The following is a 15,473-nucleotide window of genomic DNA, read 5'->3' as shown; positions in this document are numbered from 1 at the left end:
CACGCGCGAAATACCGCCCGGCGTAGGTTGGGGTGAGCCGAAGGCGAACCCCAACGGGATGTCACATCCAGCGCCCATGTTGGGGTTCGCCTTTGGCTCACCCCAACCTACGTCAGCTGCGGGGCAGGATCATCATGGCGTCCCCATACGAGAAGAACCGATACCGCTGCGCCACCGCATGCCGGTACGCCTGCAGCACGAACTCCCGCCCCGCCAGCGCGGACACCAGCATCAGCAGGGTCGACTGCGGCAGGTGGAAGTTGGTGATCAGGCCGTCGATGCTGCTGAACCTGTAGCCGGGGAAGATGAAGATCTGCGTCTCGCCCGCGAACGGGCGCAGCTCGCCGTCGCGGCAGGCGCTCTCCAGCGCGCGCACCACGGTGGTGCCCACCGCGATCACCCGCCCGCCGCGCGCCCTGGTGCGGCGCACCTGCTCCACCAGCCCCGCGCCGACGTTGAGCCATTCGCGGTGCATCTGGTGGTCCTTGATGTCGTCCGCGCGCACCGGCTGGAAGGTGCCGGCGCCGACATGCAGGGTCACATAGCCGAACTCCACGCCCAGCTCGCGCAGCTGCGCCAGCATGGCCTCGTCGAAATGCAGGCCGGCGGTGGGCGCGGCCACCGCGCCGGGCTCGCGCGCGAACACCGTCTGGTAGCGCTCCAGGTCGCTGGCATCGGCATGGCGCTCGATATACGGCGGCAGCGGCATCTCGCCCAGGCGGCGCAGCAGGCGTTCCAGCGGCTCGGGCGATTCGAAGCGCAGGCGGAAGAACTGGCCGTCGCGGCCCAGCACCACCGCGTGGCTGCCGTCGGCCAGCTCGATGCGGCCGCCCTCTTTCGGCTTCTTGCTCACGCCCAGCTGGGCGATCGCCTCGTGCGCGCCGGTGACGCGCTCCAGCAAAATCTCCACTGCGCCGCCGCTTTCCTTGCGCCCGTACAGCCGCGCCGGCAGCACGCGGGTGTCGTTGAGGATCAGCAGGTCGCCCGCGCGCAGCAGCCCGGGCAGGTCGCGGAACATGCGGTCCTGCAGCGACTGCGCCTGGGTGTCCAGCAGCAGCAGGCGGCTGGCCGTGCGCTCCGGCAGCGGGGCCTGGGCGATCAGTTCGGGCGGCAGCTCGAAATCGAAATCTGACTTCTTCAACGGTGGGCTCGGCAGGGGCCGCGGGCGGCGGGAAACGCCGCATTATCCCGCAGCCCGGCCGCGCCGGCACGCTTCACGCGGTTCGGGCCGCCTTTTTACGGCGGCGCACGATGGCAAAACTGGCGATGCCGATCAGCAGCACCAGGCCGCCGGCAAGCAACGGCACGTTATGCCGCAGCGCGCGCCTGGCCTTCATCACATAAAGATGCCGCTGCATCACCCGCGCGCTGGCGAAATCCGGCTCCGGGCAGCTTTCGCCGAAGTTCTCGGCCCAGGGCACGTACGGCCCCTGCTTCACGTAGCGGTCGTACAGCGCCTTGGCCTTGAGCAGCCGCTGCGGCACCACCGGCGGCGTGCCGTCGCCGTTGTCGCCGTAGTCCGGCGGGCCTTCCAGCATCCAGCCGCTGGCCTTGCACAGCACTGCGGCGAAGGCTTGCGAGCGCGGCGGCAGCAGGTCGGCTGCAGTAGCCGCGCGGTCGGCGGCCAGATAGCGGTAGTGGAAACGGCGGTCCGGCTTGGGCGCGGTGTCGGCGTAGCGCTGGCGCTCGCCGTCGGTGACGAAGGACTGCTTCAGATCGTCCGCGCTGTGCCCGCTGCCGCCCTGGAAGCCGCCGCCCATGTCGTTGTAGTCCGGCCCCTGCTCATAGCCGAACAGCTCCATGCCCAGCTCGCGCTGGATCGCCGCCGCGCGGTAGCGCGCCTCGGCCTTGCCGATATCGGTCCAGGCGTGCTCGGCGTCGTGCAGGTCCTGGGCGAACTCGCGCGCCTTGGCGCGCAGGTCGTCCTTGCCGAAGCGCTCGTCGCCGCTGGCCGGGAGATAGTTCTGCGCTTCGTCGTAGCGGCCCGCGCGCATCAGGCGCCGCGCCAGCGTCCAGCGCAGGGTGTCGCCGAACGGCGCCGAGCCGGGGTAGTAGCTGGGCGCGGCGGAGCCTGCCTTGGCCGGGGCCGGCGGCGCCGACGCCGGCACGCGCGCGTCGACGAAGCTCTTCAGCTCGTCGATGGTGAGCACGCGCTCGGCCAGGTAAGTCACGTCGTTGCCGAAACCGATGCCGCTGGTTTCGTCGTCGGGATAGAACACGTTGCCGCTGCCGCCCACCGCGATCGCCGCGTCGTACAGCCGCCCCATCGCCTCGACGTATTCGCCGCGCGCCAGCGCCAGCACGCCCTGCTCGCCGACCAGCAGATGGGTGTTGTCCGGGTCGATGCTGGCCTTCGGGTCGTTCGCCTTGGGGAAAGCCTTCACCGCTTCGGCATAGGCCGCCGTCGCCGCGGCCAGGTCGCCCTTCTGCAACGCCAGCTTGGCGCGCACCCAGCTCGACAGCGGGCCGGGCGCCTTGTCGACCAGCTTGGCGGCGAGGTCGTAGCGGCCCGCGCGATAAGCCAGCGCGGCCAGGCGGTCGGCGCCTTCCACATGCTCCAGCCCGCGCTGTTCGATCGCCGCCACCAGCGCCACCAGGTTCGGATTGGGCTTGGTGGTCATGCTCTTGCCGTCGGCCGCTTCGCTGACCACGTCGTCGACGCGCGCCAGCGCATAGATCACCAGCAGGCGCTGCGCGATCGGATGGTCGATCAGGGCGGCGGCGAGCGTGTCGTCGCGCAGCGCCGTATTGGCCAGGATCGACAGCGACTGCACCGCGCTGCCCGAGCCATGCCCGGCCTGCGCGGCATACAGCGTGATGGCGTGCTTCAGATCGTCCGGCGCAAGACGCACGCCGCAGTCGTTGTCCGGCCCCGCGATCTCGTTCCAGCCGCAGCGCTTGCCGTCGACGAACAGATGCAGGCGCGCTTCTTCGCCGAAGCTGGACAGCGCCAGCCCCTGCGTGTCGCTGCCGCCGTCCAGCGCACGCGCGCGCGCCTGCTGGAAGGCCTTGGCCGCGGCCTCGCGCTCGCGCTTGAACGCGGCGGCATCGCCGGCCTGGTCGAGCGCGCGCTCGGCATGGATGCGGCCGAGCATGTAGGCCGCCCACACCGAGCGCAGCTTCGCCTGCTCCGGCGGCAGGGCCAGCACTTTTTCGAAGCTGGCCACGGCCTGGTCCATCGCCGGGCCGCTGGACACCATGCAGTGCGCGGCGGCCGGCGGCGCGTCTTCGCTCGCCGCACCGTCGCCTTCGCAGGCGCTCTGCGCGATCTCGAAATCCGCGGCACCCGCGGCGTACAGACGCAAGTCCTCCGGCAAGCCCTTGCCCTTGTCGTAAACCTCGGCGCCGCTCTGCAGCTGGCGCAGCTCAGCCAGCTGCTGCCACTGCGCCGGCGCCAGGCCCAGCCACCTGGCCATGGCCGCCGCGTCGTCGGCCTTGGGCGCCTCGCCCGGCTCGTCGCCCGGCAGCTTGTCGGTGGCCGGCAACAGGCTGGCCGCCTCGAAGGCGAAGCTGTTCTGCGGCGTGGCCTTCAGGGTGAGCTCGCGATGGTCCAGCAGCTGGCTGGGGAAATCCGGGCCGCAGGCCCATACCGTGGCGGCAGCGATGCCGGCGAGCAGGCCGGCGGCAATCCATTGGCGCTTGTACATCGGAACTCCGTCCCCTCAAGTAGACGGTGAATGATGCGGGGAAAGACGCCGCAGCGGAATAGCCGGATCAGGGCGCCAGCGTGGGTTGTTCCGAAACGCCGCCGCAGCGCGCCCAGCCGGTCGCGCGCTGGTAATGCGCGCGCAGCCAGCCGTCGCGCTCGCGTCGCAAGAAAGGGCGGCCATCGCGGCGATCCAGCACGTAGCCGTTGACGCCGTCGGCGATGCTGCAGGCCGCCGGCAGCTCGATGCGCGCCGGCAGGCGCGCATCCACTTCGCCGTCGTTGCGCAGCACGACGTCGGCCGCGCCCGGCGCGGCACCCGGCTGGAAGAACACCGCCAGCATTTCCTTCAGCGGCGCGCCGGCCATCACCGCGCGCCAGGTGGGCAGGCTCCAGGCGCGCGCGTCCTGCACGGTGGGCAGGCGGAACCAGACGATGCCGGCCAGGCCCTTGGGCGGATCGCTGCGCAACCCCGCCAGCAGCTTCGCCACCTCCGCCGGCGCGGCGACCAGCTCGCTCGCTTCCATGCCGCCGGCGAGCAGCGGCGTTTCGCTTTCGATGGCGATGACGCGGCCGCTCTCGTCCCAGGCCACGCGCGAGCCGTAGGTGGGCAGCGCGACGCGGAACGGCTTGCGAGCGCGCGCGGCGTAGCGATCGATCCAGGCGCGGGCGAGCGCCGGATCGAACAGGCCGGCGCGGGGCGATTGCACGGCGTGCACTTGCAGCACCACTTCGTCGACTTGCGCCGTGACATGTTCCAGCTGATCGGAGGCGAGCCACGCAGGCAAGGCGGTGATCGACAGCGGCGTGATGCCAAGCGCGTGCTTCAGTCGAGCGAGAAATTCCGCGTATGCAGGAAGGCGCGCCGTGCCGCAGTCGTGGTCGATCTCGATGCCGGCCAGCGGCACGCCATTCCACGCAGCGCGCAGCGCCAGCGTCTGCGCCAGCAGCTTGTCCGCATCCCACTGCGGCAGCTGCCCATCGATACGCACCACCAGCACCACCGGCCGCTGCGTTGCCGCGAGCGCGGCGCGATCGATCGTCACCGGCTGCAGCTCGCCGCGCGCATCGGTCTGCGCCGCGAGCACGCGCCATTCGCGAATGACGTCGGCCGATTGCGCCAGCGCAGAAGTGACGGCGGGATTCCATTGGCGTTGCCAGACGTAGGCGTCGTGCTGCAGCGGCGTGGACGGTTGGCAGGCAGCAAGCGCGCCAGCAAGCAAGGCTGCCATCAGCCAATGCCCTGCCCTTGTCCAATTCAAATGCATCGAACGCTCCTCACCATCCCAAAGGCACCCCACGCAGCAAGTGTGCGCACACCTTCCTACTCCGTCATTCCGGCGCAGGCCGGAATCCAGTAGCAGGGCGCCACATCGAGCGCCATGTCCCAAGGCATATTCTTATGCGCTTTTGCGACAACCGGACGTTGTCGTCACTGGATGATTCGCCCTGCGCCGGAATGGTTGGGGTGAGCCAAAGGCGAACTCCAACACCAGCATATCGACGCGCCACGCATTGTTGGGGTTCGCCGATGGTTCACCCCAACCTACGCCACATGTTACCAAGCAGGACGAAAACCAAACGTAGGTTGGGTGAGCCGAAGGCGAACCCCAACACCGGCACATCGACACGCCACGCATTGTTGGGGTTCGCCGATGGCTCACCCCAACCTACCGGGCTGGCGATCGGCCCTACCCCTTCACACACAACACCTGCCGCAACGTATGCACCACCTCCACCAGGTCGACCTGCGCGGCCATCACCGCATCGATCGACTTGTACGCCGCCGGCGATTCGTCGAGCACACCCGAGTCCTTGCGGCATTCCACGTGCGCGGTGGCCTCGCGGTGCTGGGCCAGGGTGATGCTCTGCTTGGCCATGCCGCGGCTCATCACGCGGCCGGCGCCGTGGCTGCAGCTGTGGAAGCTGTCCGCGTTGCCCTTGCCGCGCACGATGTAGCTCTTGCTGCCCATGCTGCCGGGGATGATGCCCAGCTCGCCCGCGCGTGCGCTGACCGCGCCCTTGCGGGTGACCAGCAGCGATTCGCCGAAGTGCGTCTCGCGCTGCACATAGTTGTGGTGGCAGTTCACCGCCTGCTTGTCGAGCTGGAACTTCGGCAGGCGGTGGCGCAGTTCGTTCAGCACCCGCGCCATCATCGCTTCGCGGTTGTGGCGGGCGTAGTCCTGCGCCCAGGACACCGCTTCCACGTAATCGTCGAACAGCGGCTCGCCTTCCATGAAGAAGGCCAGGTCGCGGTCCGGCAGGTGGAAGCCCAGCACGCGATGCGCCAGCTGTTCGCGCGCCCGCTCGATAAAGTACGTACCGATCAGGTTGCCGGTGCCGCGCGAACCGGAGTGCAACATCACCCACACGCGCTCCTCTTCGTCCAGGCACAGCTCGATAAAGTGATTGCCGCCGCCCAGCGTACCCAGTTGCCGCTCGATCTTGTCGGTGCGGATCTTGCGGTGCTTCGCCTTGATCAGCTCCAGCCGCTGCGCCAGCCCCGACTGCACCAGCCGCGTGCCGATGCCGTCCGGGATCCTGCGGTGCTCGCCATTGCCCACCGGCACGCCGCGCTCGATGCTCGAACGCAACTGGGCCAGGCTCTCCGGCAAGTCCGCTGCGCGCAGCGTGGTCCGCACTGCGGCCATGCCGCAGCCGATGTCCACGCCGACCGCGGCCGGAATGATGGCGCCGCGCGTCGGCACCACCGAACCCACCGTGGCGCCCTTGCCCAGGTGCACGTCGGGCATCACCGCCACCCACGGGCCGACGAACGGCAGGGCCGCGATGTTGCGCAGCTGCGCATGCGCCTGCGCTTCCAGCGGCACGCCGTCGACCCAGCCCTTGATCGGCTTGGCGCCTTCGGCGTGCAGTAATTGATATGAAGTTCCGCTACTCATGCTTGTCGTTCCTTAAGGGCCGCTGCGGCGATTCCTTCCGCCGCAGCGACTGTTTTACTCCTTGAGGGTCACCAGCTGTTTCAGCACGCCATCCAGGCCGCCGAACACGGTCAGCTTGTCGATCTTCTCGGTGACCTTCTCCAGCGCCTCCAGTTCTTTCAGGCGCATCAACACCGGGCTTTCCTCGATCAGCCTGGCGGTATTGAGCAGGGAACGCGTGGCGTTCGCCTCCTCGCGGCGGCGGATCACATTGGCCTGGGCCGCCTTCTCCGCCTGCACCACGCTGTTGAGGATGTCCTTCATCTCGCCCGGCAGGATCACGTCCTTGATGCCGACGCCCAGCACTTCCACGCCCAGCTCGGCCACGCGGCTGTACACGTAGGCGAAGATATCGGCGTCGAGCGAGGCCTTGTCGCCGAGCAGCTCGTCCAGCGTCTTGGACGACACCGCCTTGCGCAGCCCGTACTGCAGCTCGCGATAGATGTAGTCGCCGTACTTGGCCACCTTGGTACGCGCGGCGACCGGGTCGGTCACGCGCAGGCTGGCGGCCAGGTTCACGCGCAGGCTCACCTTGTCGCGGGTCAGCAGTTCCTGGCCCGACACTTCCAACGATTGCACGCGCAGCTCGATCACCTCGGCGGCCACGTTCTTCCTGAACTGCCAGAACGCGTAGCTGCCCGGCGCCAGCGTGCGCACCAGCTTGCCGTCCAGGAACAACAGGCCCGCCGATTCCGCCGGCACCTCCACCACCAGGGCGATTTTCGACAGCACGCCGAGCTGGCGCAGACGGTTGGCCACGTCGGCTGGCACTTCCAGCGTCCCCGCCAGCGGCACCAGGCGCAGTTCCACCGGCACCAGCTCTTTCCAGTACAGCTTGCGGGTACCCGGCGCGAGTACGTCTTCCAGCTTGCCGTTCTTCAGCACCAGGCCGACCTGGTCCACGCCGACGTCGGCGATCAGGAAGCGCGGCGCCAGCCGCGTATCCATCCCCGCCATCAGCACCTCGGCGTCGCTGCCGGCGTATTCGGCCCGCGCCACGTTGTGCAGCACCACGGCTACACGGTTGAGCGGATCGAAACAGCGGTACAGGCCCGGGGCGAGCACGCGCTGCAGTCGACGGTTGCGGTACAGCAAACCGCGCTCGCCGTCGCCGACCACGATTTGCTTGATCCAGAACATGGGAATGACTCCTTTATCCCTTAATGCGGGCCGCCTTCGATTAATGCCTTTCGCACGGACGGACCGGGGCGCGCGAAAATCCTGTTTGATAATCCGCGGGGCGTAGAAAGCCCTCCCTCGCGGGATAATCGGCCATAAACCTTTTCATGGCCGATGTCATTAATAGGGTGGAAGCACCCCTGGCGCTGGCGACGCGGGACCGTCGCGCCTCCTTCGGGGCGACGGACACCGTCCGCGGCACGGCGAACCGGCCGCTTGCCGGCGGCCATCGGCCCGTTATCGGGACGACGGTCCGGCGTGGCTGGCGCTGCGGCGCCGATGGCTCATCGTCCTTGATGAAACCATCCGCGCCGCGCGGGGCGCTTCCTGGTGAGGGAGCTTGCGCTCCCGTGGTTTTGGAGCGGGATTCGAACCCGCGACTACCGACATCTGTTGTCAGTGCTCTATCCCGACTGAGCTATCCAAATCAGCGACGTACCGGATTCGAACCGGTGTCACATGGCAACCGAAGCCACTGCTCTACCCGACTGAGCTAACGTCTTTGCGAAACACCGAACGTGCAGGCCCGGCATACGCTGCCGGCATAGCCGCGCGCACCGGACGGGGCTTGGAACCCGTACCGCTGGAGCCTGTCGTGGCGATGCTTCGTATGGCCGGCTGTCGCCAACCGGTCATGCGTGTGGGTGCCACGCACCCGAATGCTGTTGAGACCTTGCCGATCACCCGTCCGCCCGTGCCGAAGCATCAAGGCACAGCGCATCCTGAGCGCCGCTCGCGGCCGCCCCTGCCTCGGCCGGGGCGCGGCCGGATGCTTCAGGGCGGAAGTGGTCTTCCGATGATCAGTGCCGTCATCACCTTTCGGTGCATGAACGCTTCCTTGCGAACGCCGAAAACAAAACGCCCCCGGGTATGGACCCGAGGGCGTTCGCCTTGCCTCGGGAGATCGGGGTGACCGATCTCCGCGCAAGCGTGGGATCAGTCGGTGTGGATGAAACGGCCTTCCTTCGTCCGCACGCACGGCAGCGCGCCGCGGCGATCGCGCGAGGGCAGCTGGCGGTGAATGACGTGGAACGACATGGTTTGATCCTGGCCTTTTCAGTTAATGCTTGTCGCCGGTATTGGCGAGGCGCGAACATTACGCGAGCAAGATTATTCGTGCAAGCACTTTTTTAATGCGTACGAATAATTCTTACAGCCAGCCTTTCTGGCGCGCGAGGCGATACGCCTCGATGCGATTGGCCACGCCTAATTTGCCGATCGCTTCGGAAAGATAATTGCGCACCGTGCCGTGCGAGAGATTCAGCTGCGCGGCGATCTCGCTCGCCGACTGCCCCTCGCCCGCCAGGCGCAGCACCTGCCGCTCGCGGTCGTTCAAGGGATCCGCTTCGGACCACGCTTCCAGCGCCAGCTGCGGATCGATCGCGCGGCCGCCGCGGTGAACCATGCGCAGCGCCTCGGCGAGGTTTTCCGCCGGCGCGTCCTTCAGCAGATAACCGGACACACCCGCATCCAGCGCGCGGCGCAGAAAGCCCGGACGCGCAAAGGTGGTCACGATGATCACCTTCATCGGCAGCTCGTGGCGCTGGATGCGCTGCGCCAGTTCCAGGCCGGTGATGCCGGGCATCTCGATATCGGTGACCAGCACGTCGGGCTTCAGGCGCTGCACTTCGCGCCACGCCGCCTCGCCGTCCGGGGCGGAACCGAGCACCTCGATATCCGATTCCAGATTCAAGAGCGCCGTCAGCGCGCCGCGCACCATCGCCTGGTCTTCGGCCAGCAGCACGCGGATCATGCGGCGCCCTCCGGCAGGCCCCGCGGGGCGGCCACGGCGGCTTTCGCCAGCGGCACGTCGATGCGCAAGGTGGTGCCGTGCCGCCGCGGCGAGTCGATCTCCAGGCTGCCGCCCAGTGACCGCACGCGCTCGCGCATGCCGCTGACGCCGTTGCCGTGCGCGGCGAGTCCGCCGCAACCGTTGTCGCTGATCTGCATCTGGAACCTTGCCTTGTCATGGACGAAACGCACGCTCGCCGCGGTGGCGCGGGCGTGGCGATGGATATTGGTGACCGCCTCGCGCAGCACCAGGGACAGCGGCGCCTCGACGGCGGCAGGCAGCGCGATGCCTTCCGGCCACTCGCCTTCGAAGCTGACGCCGGAGGCTTCCAGCATCAGCCGCGCGGAAATGATTTCCGAGGCCAGGTCGCTGCGGCGCATGCCGGTGACGGCCGCGCGCACTTCGGCCAGCGCGTGGCGCGCGACGCGCTCCACTTCGCTCATTTCCTGCTGGGCGCGCGGCGGATCTTCCAGCGCCAGGCGGCGCGCCAGCTCGGACTTGATCGCCACCAGCGACAAGGTATGGCCGAGCAGGTCGTGCAGGTCGCGGCCGATGCGTTCGCGCTCGGCCAGGGTGGCCAGGCGGCGTACTTCGATCTGCGACAGGCGCAGGTCGGCGTCCTTGCGCAGGTTGTTGATGTAGTGAAAGTTGCTGAGGCCGCCGAGCACGCCGGCCACGACCACCACCAGCATGATCCACAGCGGTGCATCCACCCATAGCCACGCCATCGTCATGGACAGCACGGTCAACAGCGCGACGCCGCGCAGCCACAGGCGGAAGTTCGGCGTGGCCGACAAGGCCGTGCAGGCGGTGATCACATAGCCGAAGCCCATGGGATTGACCATCCACAGGCCCAGCCCCATCGCCGCCATGCCCGCCACGTACCAGGACAGGCGCTGCGGCGGCCCGAAATACACGTGCAGGTGCAGATAGAGAAAGACCAGCACGCTCAGCAGCGTGGGCGCGAACCACGACCAGGCGAAGCCCAGCAGGCCCAGCGGGATCAGCGGCAGCATCACGATCCACGCCGCCTGGCCCAGCGCCGAGCGCGCGATGAATACCGGCGAGCGCAGCTGCACGTACAGCGAATCCGGCGCGGGCTGGAACGGCAGGCGCATCACACGCGCGTCGGCTGGCGCGGCGCCGTTTCCGGCGCGGCGGTGGGCAGCAGCTTCGGCTGCGGCAGGGGCACGGTGACCAGCAGCACGGTACCGCGGCCGCGCGGCGATTCGATGGTCAGATGCCCGGCCAGCGCGCGCACGCGCTCGCGCATGCCGCACAGGCCGTTGCCGTCCTCGCCCACGCCGCCGCGGCCGTCGTCGCTCACGCGCAGGCGCAAGGTGTAGGCGTCGCGTTCGAACTCGATCCGCGCCTTGCTCGCATGCGCATGCCGGGCGATATTGGTGGCCGCCTCGCGCAGGACCAGCGACAGGCCGCGCTCGATCTCCGTCGGCAGATCGGCCGGCGGCGCCACGTAATCCAGGTGCACGCGGGAGGACTCCAGCAGCAGGCGCGCCGAGGCCAGTTCCGCGGCCAGGTCGGTGGCGCGGATGCCGGTGACCGCTGAGCGCACTTCGGCCAGGGCATGGCGCGCGACGCGCTCGGCTTCCGCTACTTCGCGCTTGGCCGCGTCCGCATCGCGGTCGAACAGCTTGCGCGACAGCTCCAGCTTCAGCGTGATCAGCGAAAGCGTATGCCCGAGCAGGTCGTGCAGGTCGCGGCCGATGCGCTCGCGTTCGGCGGTGGCGGCCAGCCGGCGCACTTCTTCCTGCGACAGCTTGAGCGCTGCGTCCTTCTCGTGCGCGATGCGTTCGACGTGGGTGATGATGGCGATGATGATGGTCATGCACGGCACCGACACCAGCGCCTGCCACGGATAACCCACGGTGCTGGCCACCGCGACATAGACCACGTTGACCAGCATCAGGCGCAGCAGCAGCGGCCCCACCCGCTTGGCGCTGGCCATGCTGTACGACACGCAGCCGTAGATGAAATACGCCATGCCGCTGGGGTACCACGGCGCCAGCGCGATGCTCATCGCCACCAGCCCGAGCGCGTAGCGCGGGGCGACCCGGCGCGAGGCGAGCATCGACTTGGCGAACATCAGCAGGAACAGCGGATACGACAGCAGGGTCAGCAGCACCCACCGGAGGTCGTAGTGGCTGCCCATGGCCGGCGTGATGAACACCCACACCGACCACAGCAGGTGCACGCCCTCGGCCCACACCGACTTGCCCTGGCGCTGGATCGCGGCGACGCGCGAATCCGGCGCCGGCGTCAGCCAGGAGCGGAGCAGTTGGAGCATGGCGGTGACCCTCCCCGCAGGTCGCGTGACAACGAACGTCTTCATGGCATCCGGCTGCGCAACCGGCGGTTGCGCAGCCCTTCGCATGCTACTTCAACCGTGGCGCCGCAGGCGGCGCACGGCGATGGCCAGGAACACCGCCGTGAAGGCCGCCAGCGCCGCCACGTGCGGCCACACCGGTTCCTGCCCCAGCCCTACCACGTTCAGCGCCACCTGGTTGAGGTGATACGGCGGCAGCACCAGCGCGATCTGCTGCACCGCCTTGGGCATCAGCGACAGCGGAAACCACAGGCCCGACATGAAAGCCATCGGCAGGTAGATCAGGTTGACGATGCCAGGCCCGCCGGTGCCCTTGATGAACATGCCCAGCATCAGGCCCATCGCGCAGAACGGCAGCGCGCCGAACAGGTTGGTGGCGAACAGCCCGGCCGTCTGCGCCGCCGACAGCTGCACATGGGCCACCAGCGTGGCCAGCAGCACCAGGATGCAGGACACCACCGCCGCCGCGAAAATCGACATCACCACCTTGCCCAGCAGATACGCGCCCGGCGGCATCGGCAAGGCGCGCTTCAAGGTCAGCAGACCGTTGTCGCGCTCCATCGACAAGGCCACGCCGAAGCCGAACAGGCCAGGCGACATCACGCCGAAGGTGCCATATGCGGCGAGCAGATAGCGCGGTGCATCGGGACCGTTGGCGCGGCCGATCAGAATGCCGAACATCAGATAGAACGCGGTGGGCAGGATCAGGGTCGGGATCATGAAGCCCGGGTTGCGCAGATAGCGCAGGCATTCGGCGCGCGCTTCCTGCAGGTAGGCGCCGAGCACCCGGCTGAAACCCATCTCGCGCGAGGCGGATGCGGCAGGCATGGCGGAAGAGACGGCGTTCATCAGGCGGCCTCGCGGTTGTCTTCGGTGGGCGCCTCGGCGGCGCGAGTCAGCTCGGTAAAGGCTTCGGCCAGGCCGGCGCGCTGGACTTCCAGTTCGCCCAGCTGCGCGTCGGCGTCGAGCAGGCGGCGCACCACGATCTCCGCGCTGTCGGTGGACAGCCACAGGCGTTCGCCTTCGTCGCGCGCTTCGGCCACTTCCGGCCAGGCGGCGACGTCGGCCGCGCGCAGGCGGGTGATGCAGCGGATGCGCTTGAGCGCCACGCGTGCGCGCAGGTCGTCCACGCTGCCTTCGCTCAGCACGCGTCCGCGCGCCATCACGCAGACGCGGCTGGCCAGCGCTTCGGCTTCTTCCAGGTAATGCGTGGTGAGCACCACGCCGGCGCCCTCGGCGACCAGGTGGCGCACCGCGGTCCACAGCTTCTGGCGCGCTTCCAGGTCCATGCCGACGGTGGGTTCGTCCAGGAACAGCAGCTCCGGGCGGCCGCACAGCGCGAGCGCGAACTGCACGCGGCGCTGCTGTCCGCCCGAAAGCGCGGCGTAAGGACGCTTCAGCAAGTCGGTGACGCCGGCCAGTTCCGCCGTTTCGTGCAGGTCGCGCGGCGCCGGGTAATAGCTGCCGGTCAGCCGCAGCAGCTCACCGACGCGCAAGGTCGGCGGCAGCGCCGCGCTCTGCAGCATCACGCCGATGCGGCGGCGCGCCACGAGCTGCTGCGGATCTTCGCCGAACAGTTCGACGCGGCCCGCATCGGGCCGCACCAGGCCGAGCAGCATCGAAATGGTGGTGCTCTTGCCGGCGCCGTTGGGGCCGAGCAGCGCGAAAATTTCGCCGCGATGCAGCATCAGATCCAGGCCGTCGACGGCGGTGTGATTGCCGTAGCGTTTCACCACGGACGACAGGCGTGCGATGGGTGAAGCATTCGTGTTCATGGGTTTCCCTCCTTTGCCCGGAATGCTAGGCATCGCAAGGGCTGGCGGGCATTCGCCAACGTCAGCCCGCGCACGTGACAGCCGTCATCCGGCCCCTCCCCCCGGGGTTACGGCGCTGACGAAGGCGGGTTATCCTCGGTGAATCGCTGGCGCAGAAACATGCGCGGCGCGCTCGACTGAGCGGGAGTTTCCGATCGCCGCAAGATGATCGTCATCGGCTCCCGCCAAAGCATTCATCGCGATGTTGGCAGGAAGCGCCATCCCCAACGGCGCTTGCGTACCTTGAGGAGGAGTCATCATGGGTGTGATCGATCAGCTGCGCGAATTGCGCGATTTCGGCGGCGCGCCGCAGACCACCGGCCTGGACGACGCCACCGTCGAACGCTTCGCCGCCAGCCACCCCGAACTGGCGCAGGCCATCGGCGAAGCGCTCGAACAGCATCGCGCGCTGCGCGCGGAGCTGGCCGACTTCCTCAAGCTCGACGAAGCCGAGCAGCTGCAGGTGGCGCAGGCGGGCTTCGTCAATTTCTATCCCGACGACGGCATCAACCGCTATCTGCCCGCCGCCGCGCGCGGCCCGTGGGTGGTCACGCTGAAGGGCGCGGTGATCCACGACAACGGCGGCTACGGCATGCTCGGTTTCGGCCACAACAACGAGGCGATCCGCACGGCGATGAGCCGTCCGCAGGTGATGGCCAACGTGATGACGCCGAACGTCTCGCAGATGCGCTTTGCCAAGGCGCTGGACCGCGAGCTCGGCCGCCACCGCGGCGGCAATCCGTATGCGCGCTACCTGTGCCTGAACTCCGGTTCCGAGTCCGTTTCGCTGGCCTGCCGCATCGCCGACGTCAACGCCAAGGCGATGACCGAGCCGGGCGCACGCTACGCCGGGCGCACCATCAAGCGCCTCGCGGTGAAGGGCGCCTTCCACGGCCGTACTGAGAAACCCGCGCTGTATTCGGATTCCACCCGCAAGACCTACCAGCAGCACCTGGCCAGCTATCGCCACGAGGACACGCTGATCACGGTGGCGCCGTACGACGTGGCGCAGCTGGAAGCCGCGTTCGCCGATGCCGACCGCCACGGCTGGTTCATCGAGGCGATGTTCCTGGAACCGGTGATGGGCGAAGGCGATCCCGGCCGCGCCGTGACGCCGGAGTTCTACAAGGCCGCGCGCGAACTCACCGAAGCGCACGGCTCGATGCTGCTGATCGATTCGATCCAGGCCGGCCTGCGCGCGCATGGCGTGCTGTCGCTCACCGACTATCCCGGCTTCGAGAAGCTGCCGGCGCCGGACATGGAAACCTTCTCCAAGGCGCTCAACGCCGGCCAGTATCCGCTGTCGGTGCTGGCGGTGAACGAGCGCGCCGCCGGCCTGTACCGCAAGGGCATCTACGGCAACACCATGACTGCCAACCCGCGCGCGCTGGACGTGGCGCTGGCCACGCTGCACGAGCTCAACGACGAGGTGCGCGCCAACATCCGCGAGCGCGGCAAGGAATTCGTCGACAAGCTCAACGCGCTGAAGGGCGAACTCGGCGGCCTGATCACCAAGGTGCAGGGCACCGGCCTGCTGTTCTCCTGCGAGCTGTCGGCGGAGTTCAAGTGCTACGGCGCGGGTTCGATCGAGGAATACATGCGCGAGCGCGGCGTCGGCGTGATCCACGGCGGCGTCAACTCGCTGCGCTTCACCCCGCACTTCAAGGTGACCAGCGCCGAGGTGGACCTGGTGGTCGCCCACGTGCGCCAGGCGCTGCAGCAGGGCCCACGCAAGCTGAAGGCCGAAGCGGCCTGA

The 15,473-nt window shown here is 68.4% G+C and carries 11 protein-coding genes and 1 tRNA gene; 1 reads left to right on the top strand and 11 read right to left on the bottom strand.

Going from position 1 to position 15,473, the window contains the following annotated elements; genetic code table 11:
• Nucleotides 1-112: 112 nt before the first annotated feature.
• The 11 genes from queA to FHW85_RS17235 all read right to left on the bottom strand — a co-directional run bounded on the left by queA (nucleotide 113) and on the right by FHW85_RS17235 (nucleotide 13,678).
• Nucleotides 113-1,141, bottom strand: coding sequence for a tRNA preQ1(34) S-adenosylmethionine ribosyltransferase-isomerase QueA (queA, locus tag FHW85_RS17285; RefSeq protein ID WP_168649068.1), 1,029 nt, complete (start codon nucleotides 1,139-1,141; stop codon nucleotides 113-115).
• A 73-nt stretch (nucleotides 1,142-1,214) separates the two neighbouring features.
• Nucleotides 1,215-3,647 carry a hypothetical protein gene (locus tag FHW85_RS17280; protein WP_168649067.1) on the bottom strand — a complete coding sequence of 811 codons (2,433 nt, stop codon included), beginning with the start codon at nucleotides 3,645-3,647 and terminating at the stop codon, nucleotides 1,215-1,217.
• Between the two features lie 67 nt (nucleotides 3,648-3,714).
• Nucleotides 3,715-4,878 carry a DUF3142 domain-containing protein gene (locus FHW85_RS17275; protein WP_168649066.1) on the bottom strand — a complete coding sequence of 388 codons (1,164 nt, stop codon included), beginning with the start codon at nucleotides 4,876-4,878 and terminating at the stop codon, nucleotides 3,715-3,717.
• 459 nt (nucleotides 4,879-5,337) lie between these two features.
• Nucleotides 5,338-6,549: an RtcB family protein gene (locus tag FHW85_RS17270; RefSeq protein WP_168649065.1), complete on the bottom strand. Its 1,212-nt coding sequence runs from the start codon at nucleotides 6,547-6,549 to the stop codon at nucleotides 5,338-5,340.
• 54 nt (nucleotides 6,550-6,603) lie between these two features.
• Nucleotides 6,604-7,728, bottom strand: a complete 1,125-nt coding sequence (locus FHW85_RS17265; protein WP_168649064.1) for a slipin family protein — start codon at nucleotides 7,726-7,728, stop codon at nucleotides 6,604-6,606.
• Between the two features lie 471 nt (nucleotides 7,729-8,199).
• Nucleotides 8,200-8,270 (bottom strand) — tRNA-Pro (locus FHW85_RS17260).
• Nucleotides 8,271-8,917: 647 nt separating this feature from the next.
• Nucleotides 8,918-9,520 carry a response regulator transcription factor gene (locus tag FHW85_RS17255; RefSeq protein WP_167252179.1) on the bottom strand — a complete coding sequence of 201 codons (603 nt, stop codon included), beginning with the start codon at nucleotides 9,518-9,520 and terminating at the stop codon, nucleotides 8,918-8,920.
• Complete coding sequence (locus tag FHW85_RS17250; protein WP_168649063.1) at nucleotides 9,517-10,677, bottom strand: sensor histidine kinase; 1,161 nt, start codon at nucleotides 10,675-10,677, stop codon at nucleotides 9,517-9,519. The genes FHW85_RS17255 and FHW85_RS17250 overlap by 4 nt, the downstream gene beginning before the upstream one ends.
• Complete coding sequence (locus FHW85_RS17245) at nucleotides 10,677-11,864, bottom strand: sensor histidine kinase (RefSeq protein ID WP_167252181.1); 1,188 nt, start codon at nucleotides 11,862-11,864, stop codon at nucleotides 10,677-10,679. Before FHW85_RS17245 ends, FHW85_RS17250 begins: the two co-directional genes overlap by 1 nt.
• A gap of 93 nt (nucleotides 11,865-11,957) precedes the next feature.
• Nucleotides 11,958-12,752 (bottom strand): ABC transporter permease, encoded by a 795-nt coding sequence (locus tag FHW85_RS17240; RefSeq protein WP_168649062.1) that lies wholly within the window; start codon nucleotides 12,750-12,752, stop codon nucleotides 11,958-11,960.
• Nucleotides 12,752-13,678: an ABC transporter ATP-binding protein gene (locus FHW85_RS17235; RefSeq protein WP_168649061.1), complete on the bottom strand. Its 927-nt coding sequence runs from the start codon at nucleotides 13,676-13,678 to the stop codon at nucleotides 12,752-12,754. Before FHW85_RS17235 ends, FHW85_RS17240 begins: the two co-directional genes overlap by 1 nt.
• Before the next feature lie 298 nt (nucleotides 13,679-13,976).
• Here FHW85_RS17235 and FHW85_RS17230 point away from each other — a divergent pair, with 298 nt between their 5' ends.
• Nucleotides 13,977-15,473: an aminotransferase class III-fold pyridoxal phosphate-dependent enzyme gene (locus FHW85_RS17230; RefSeq protein WP_167252184.1), complete on the top strand. Its 1,497-nt coding sequence runs from the start codon at nucleotides 13,977-13,979 to the stop codon at nucleotides 15,471-15,473.

Source organism: Dyella sp. SG609 (genome assembly GCF_012275375.1).
In the GTDB taxonomy this organism is placed as follows: domain Bacteria; phylum Pseudomonadota; class Gammaproteobacteria; order Xanthomonadales; family Rhodanobacteraceae; genus Dyella_D; species Dyella_D marensis.
Note: the sequence above shows the minus strand (reverse complement) of the source record. Positions and strands in the feature narration are given on the sequence as shown.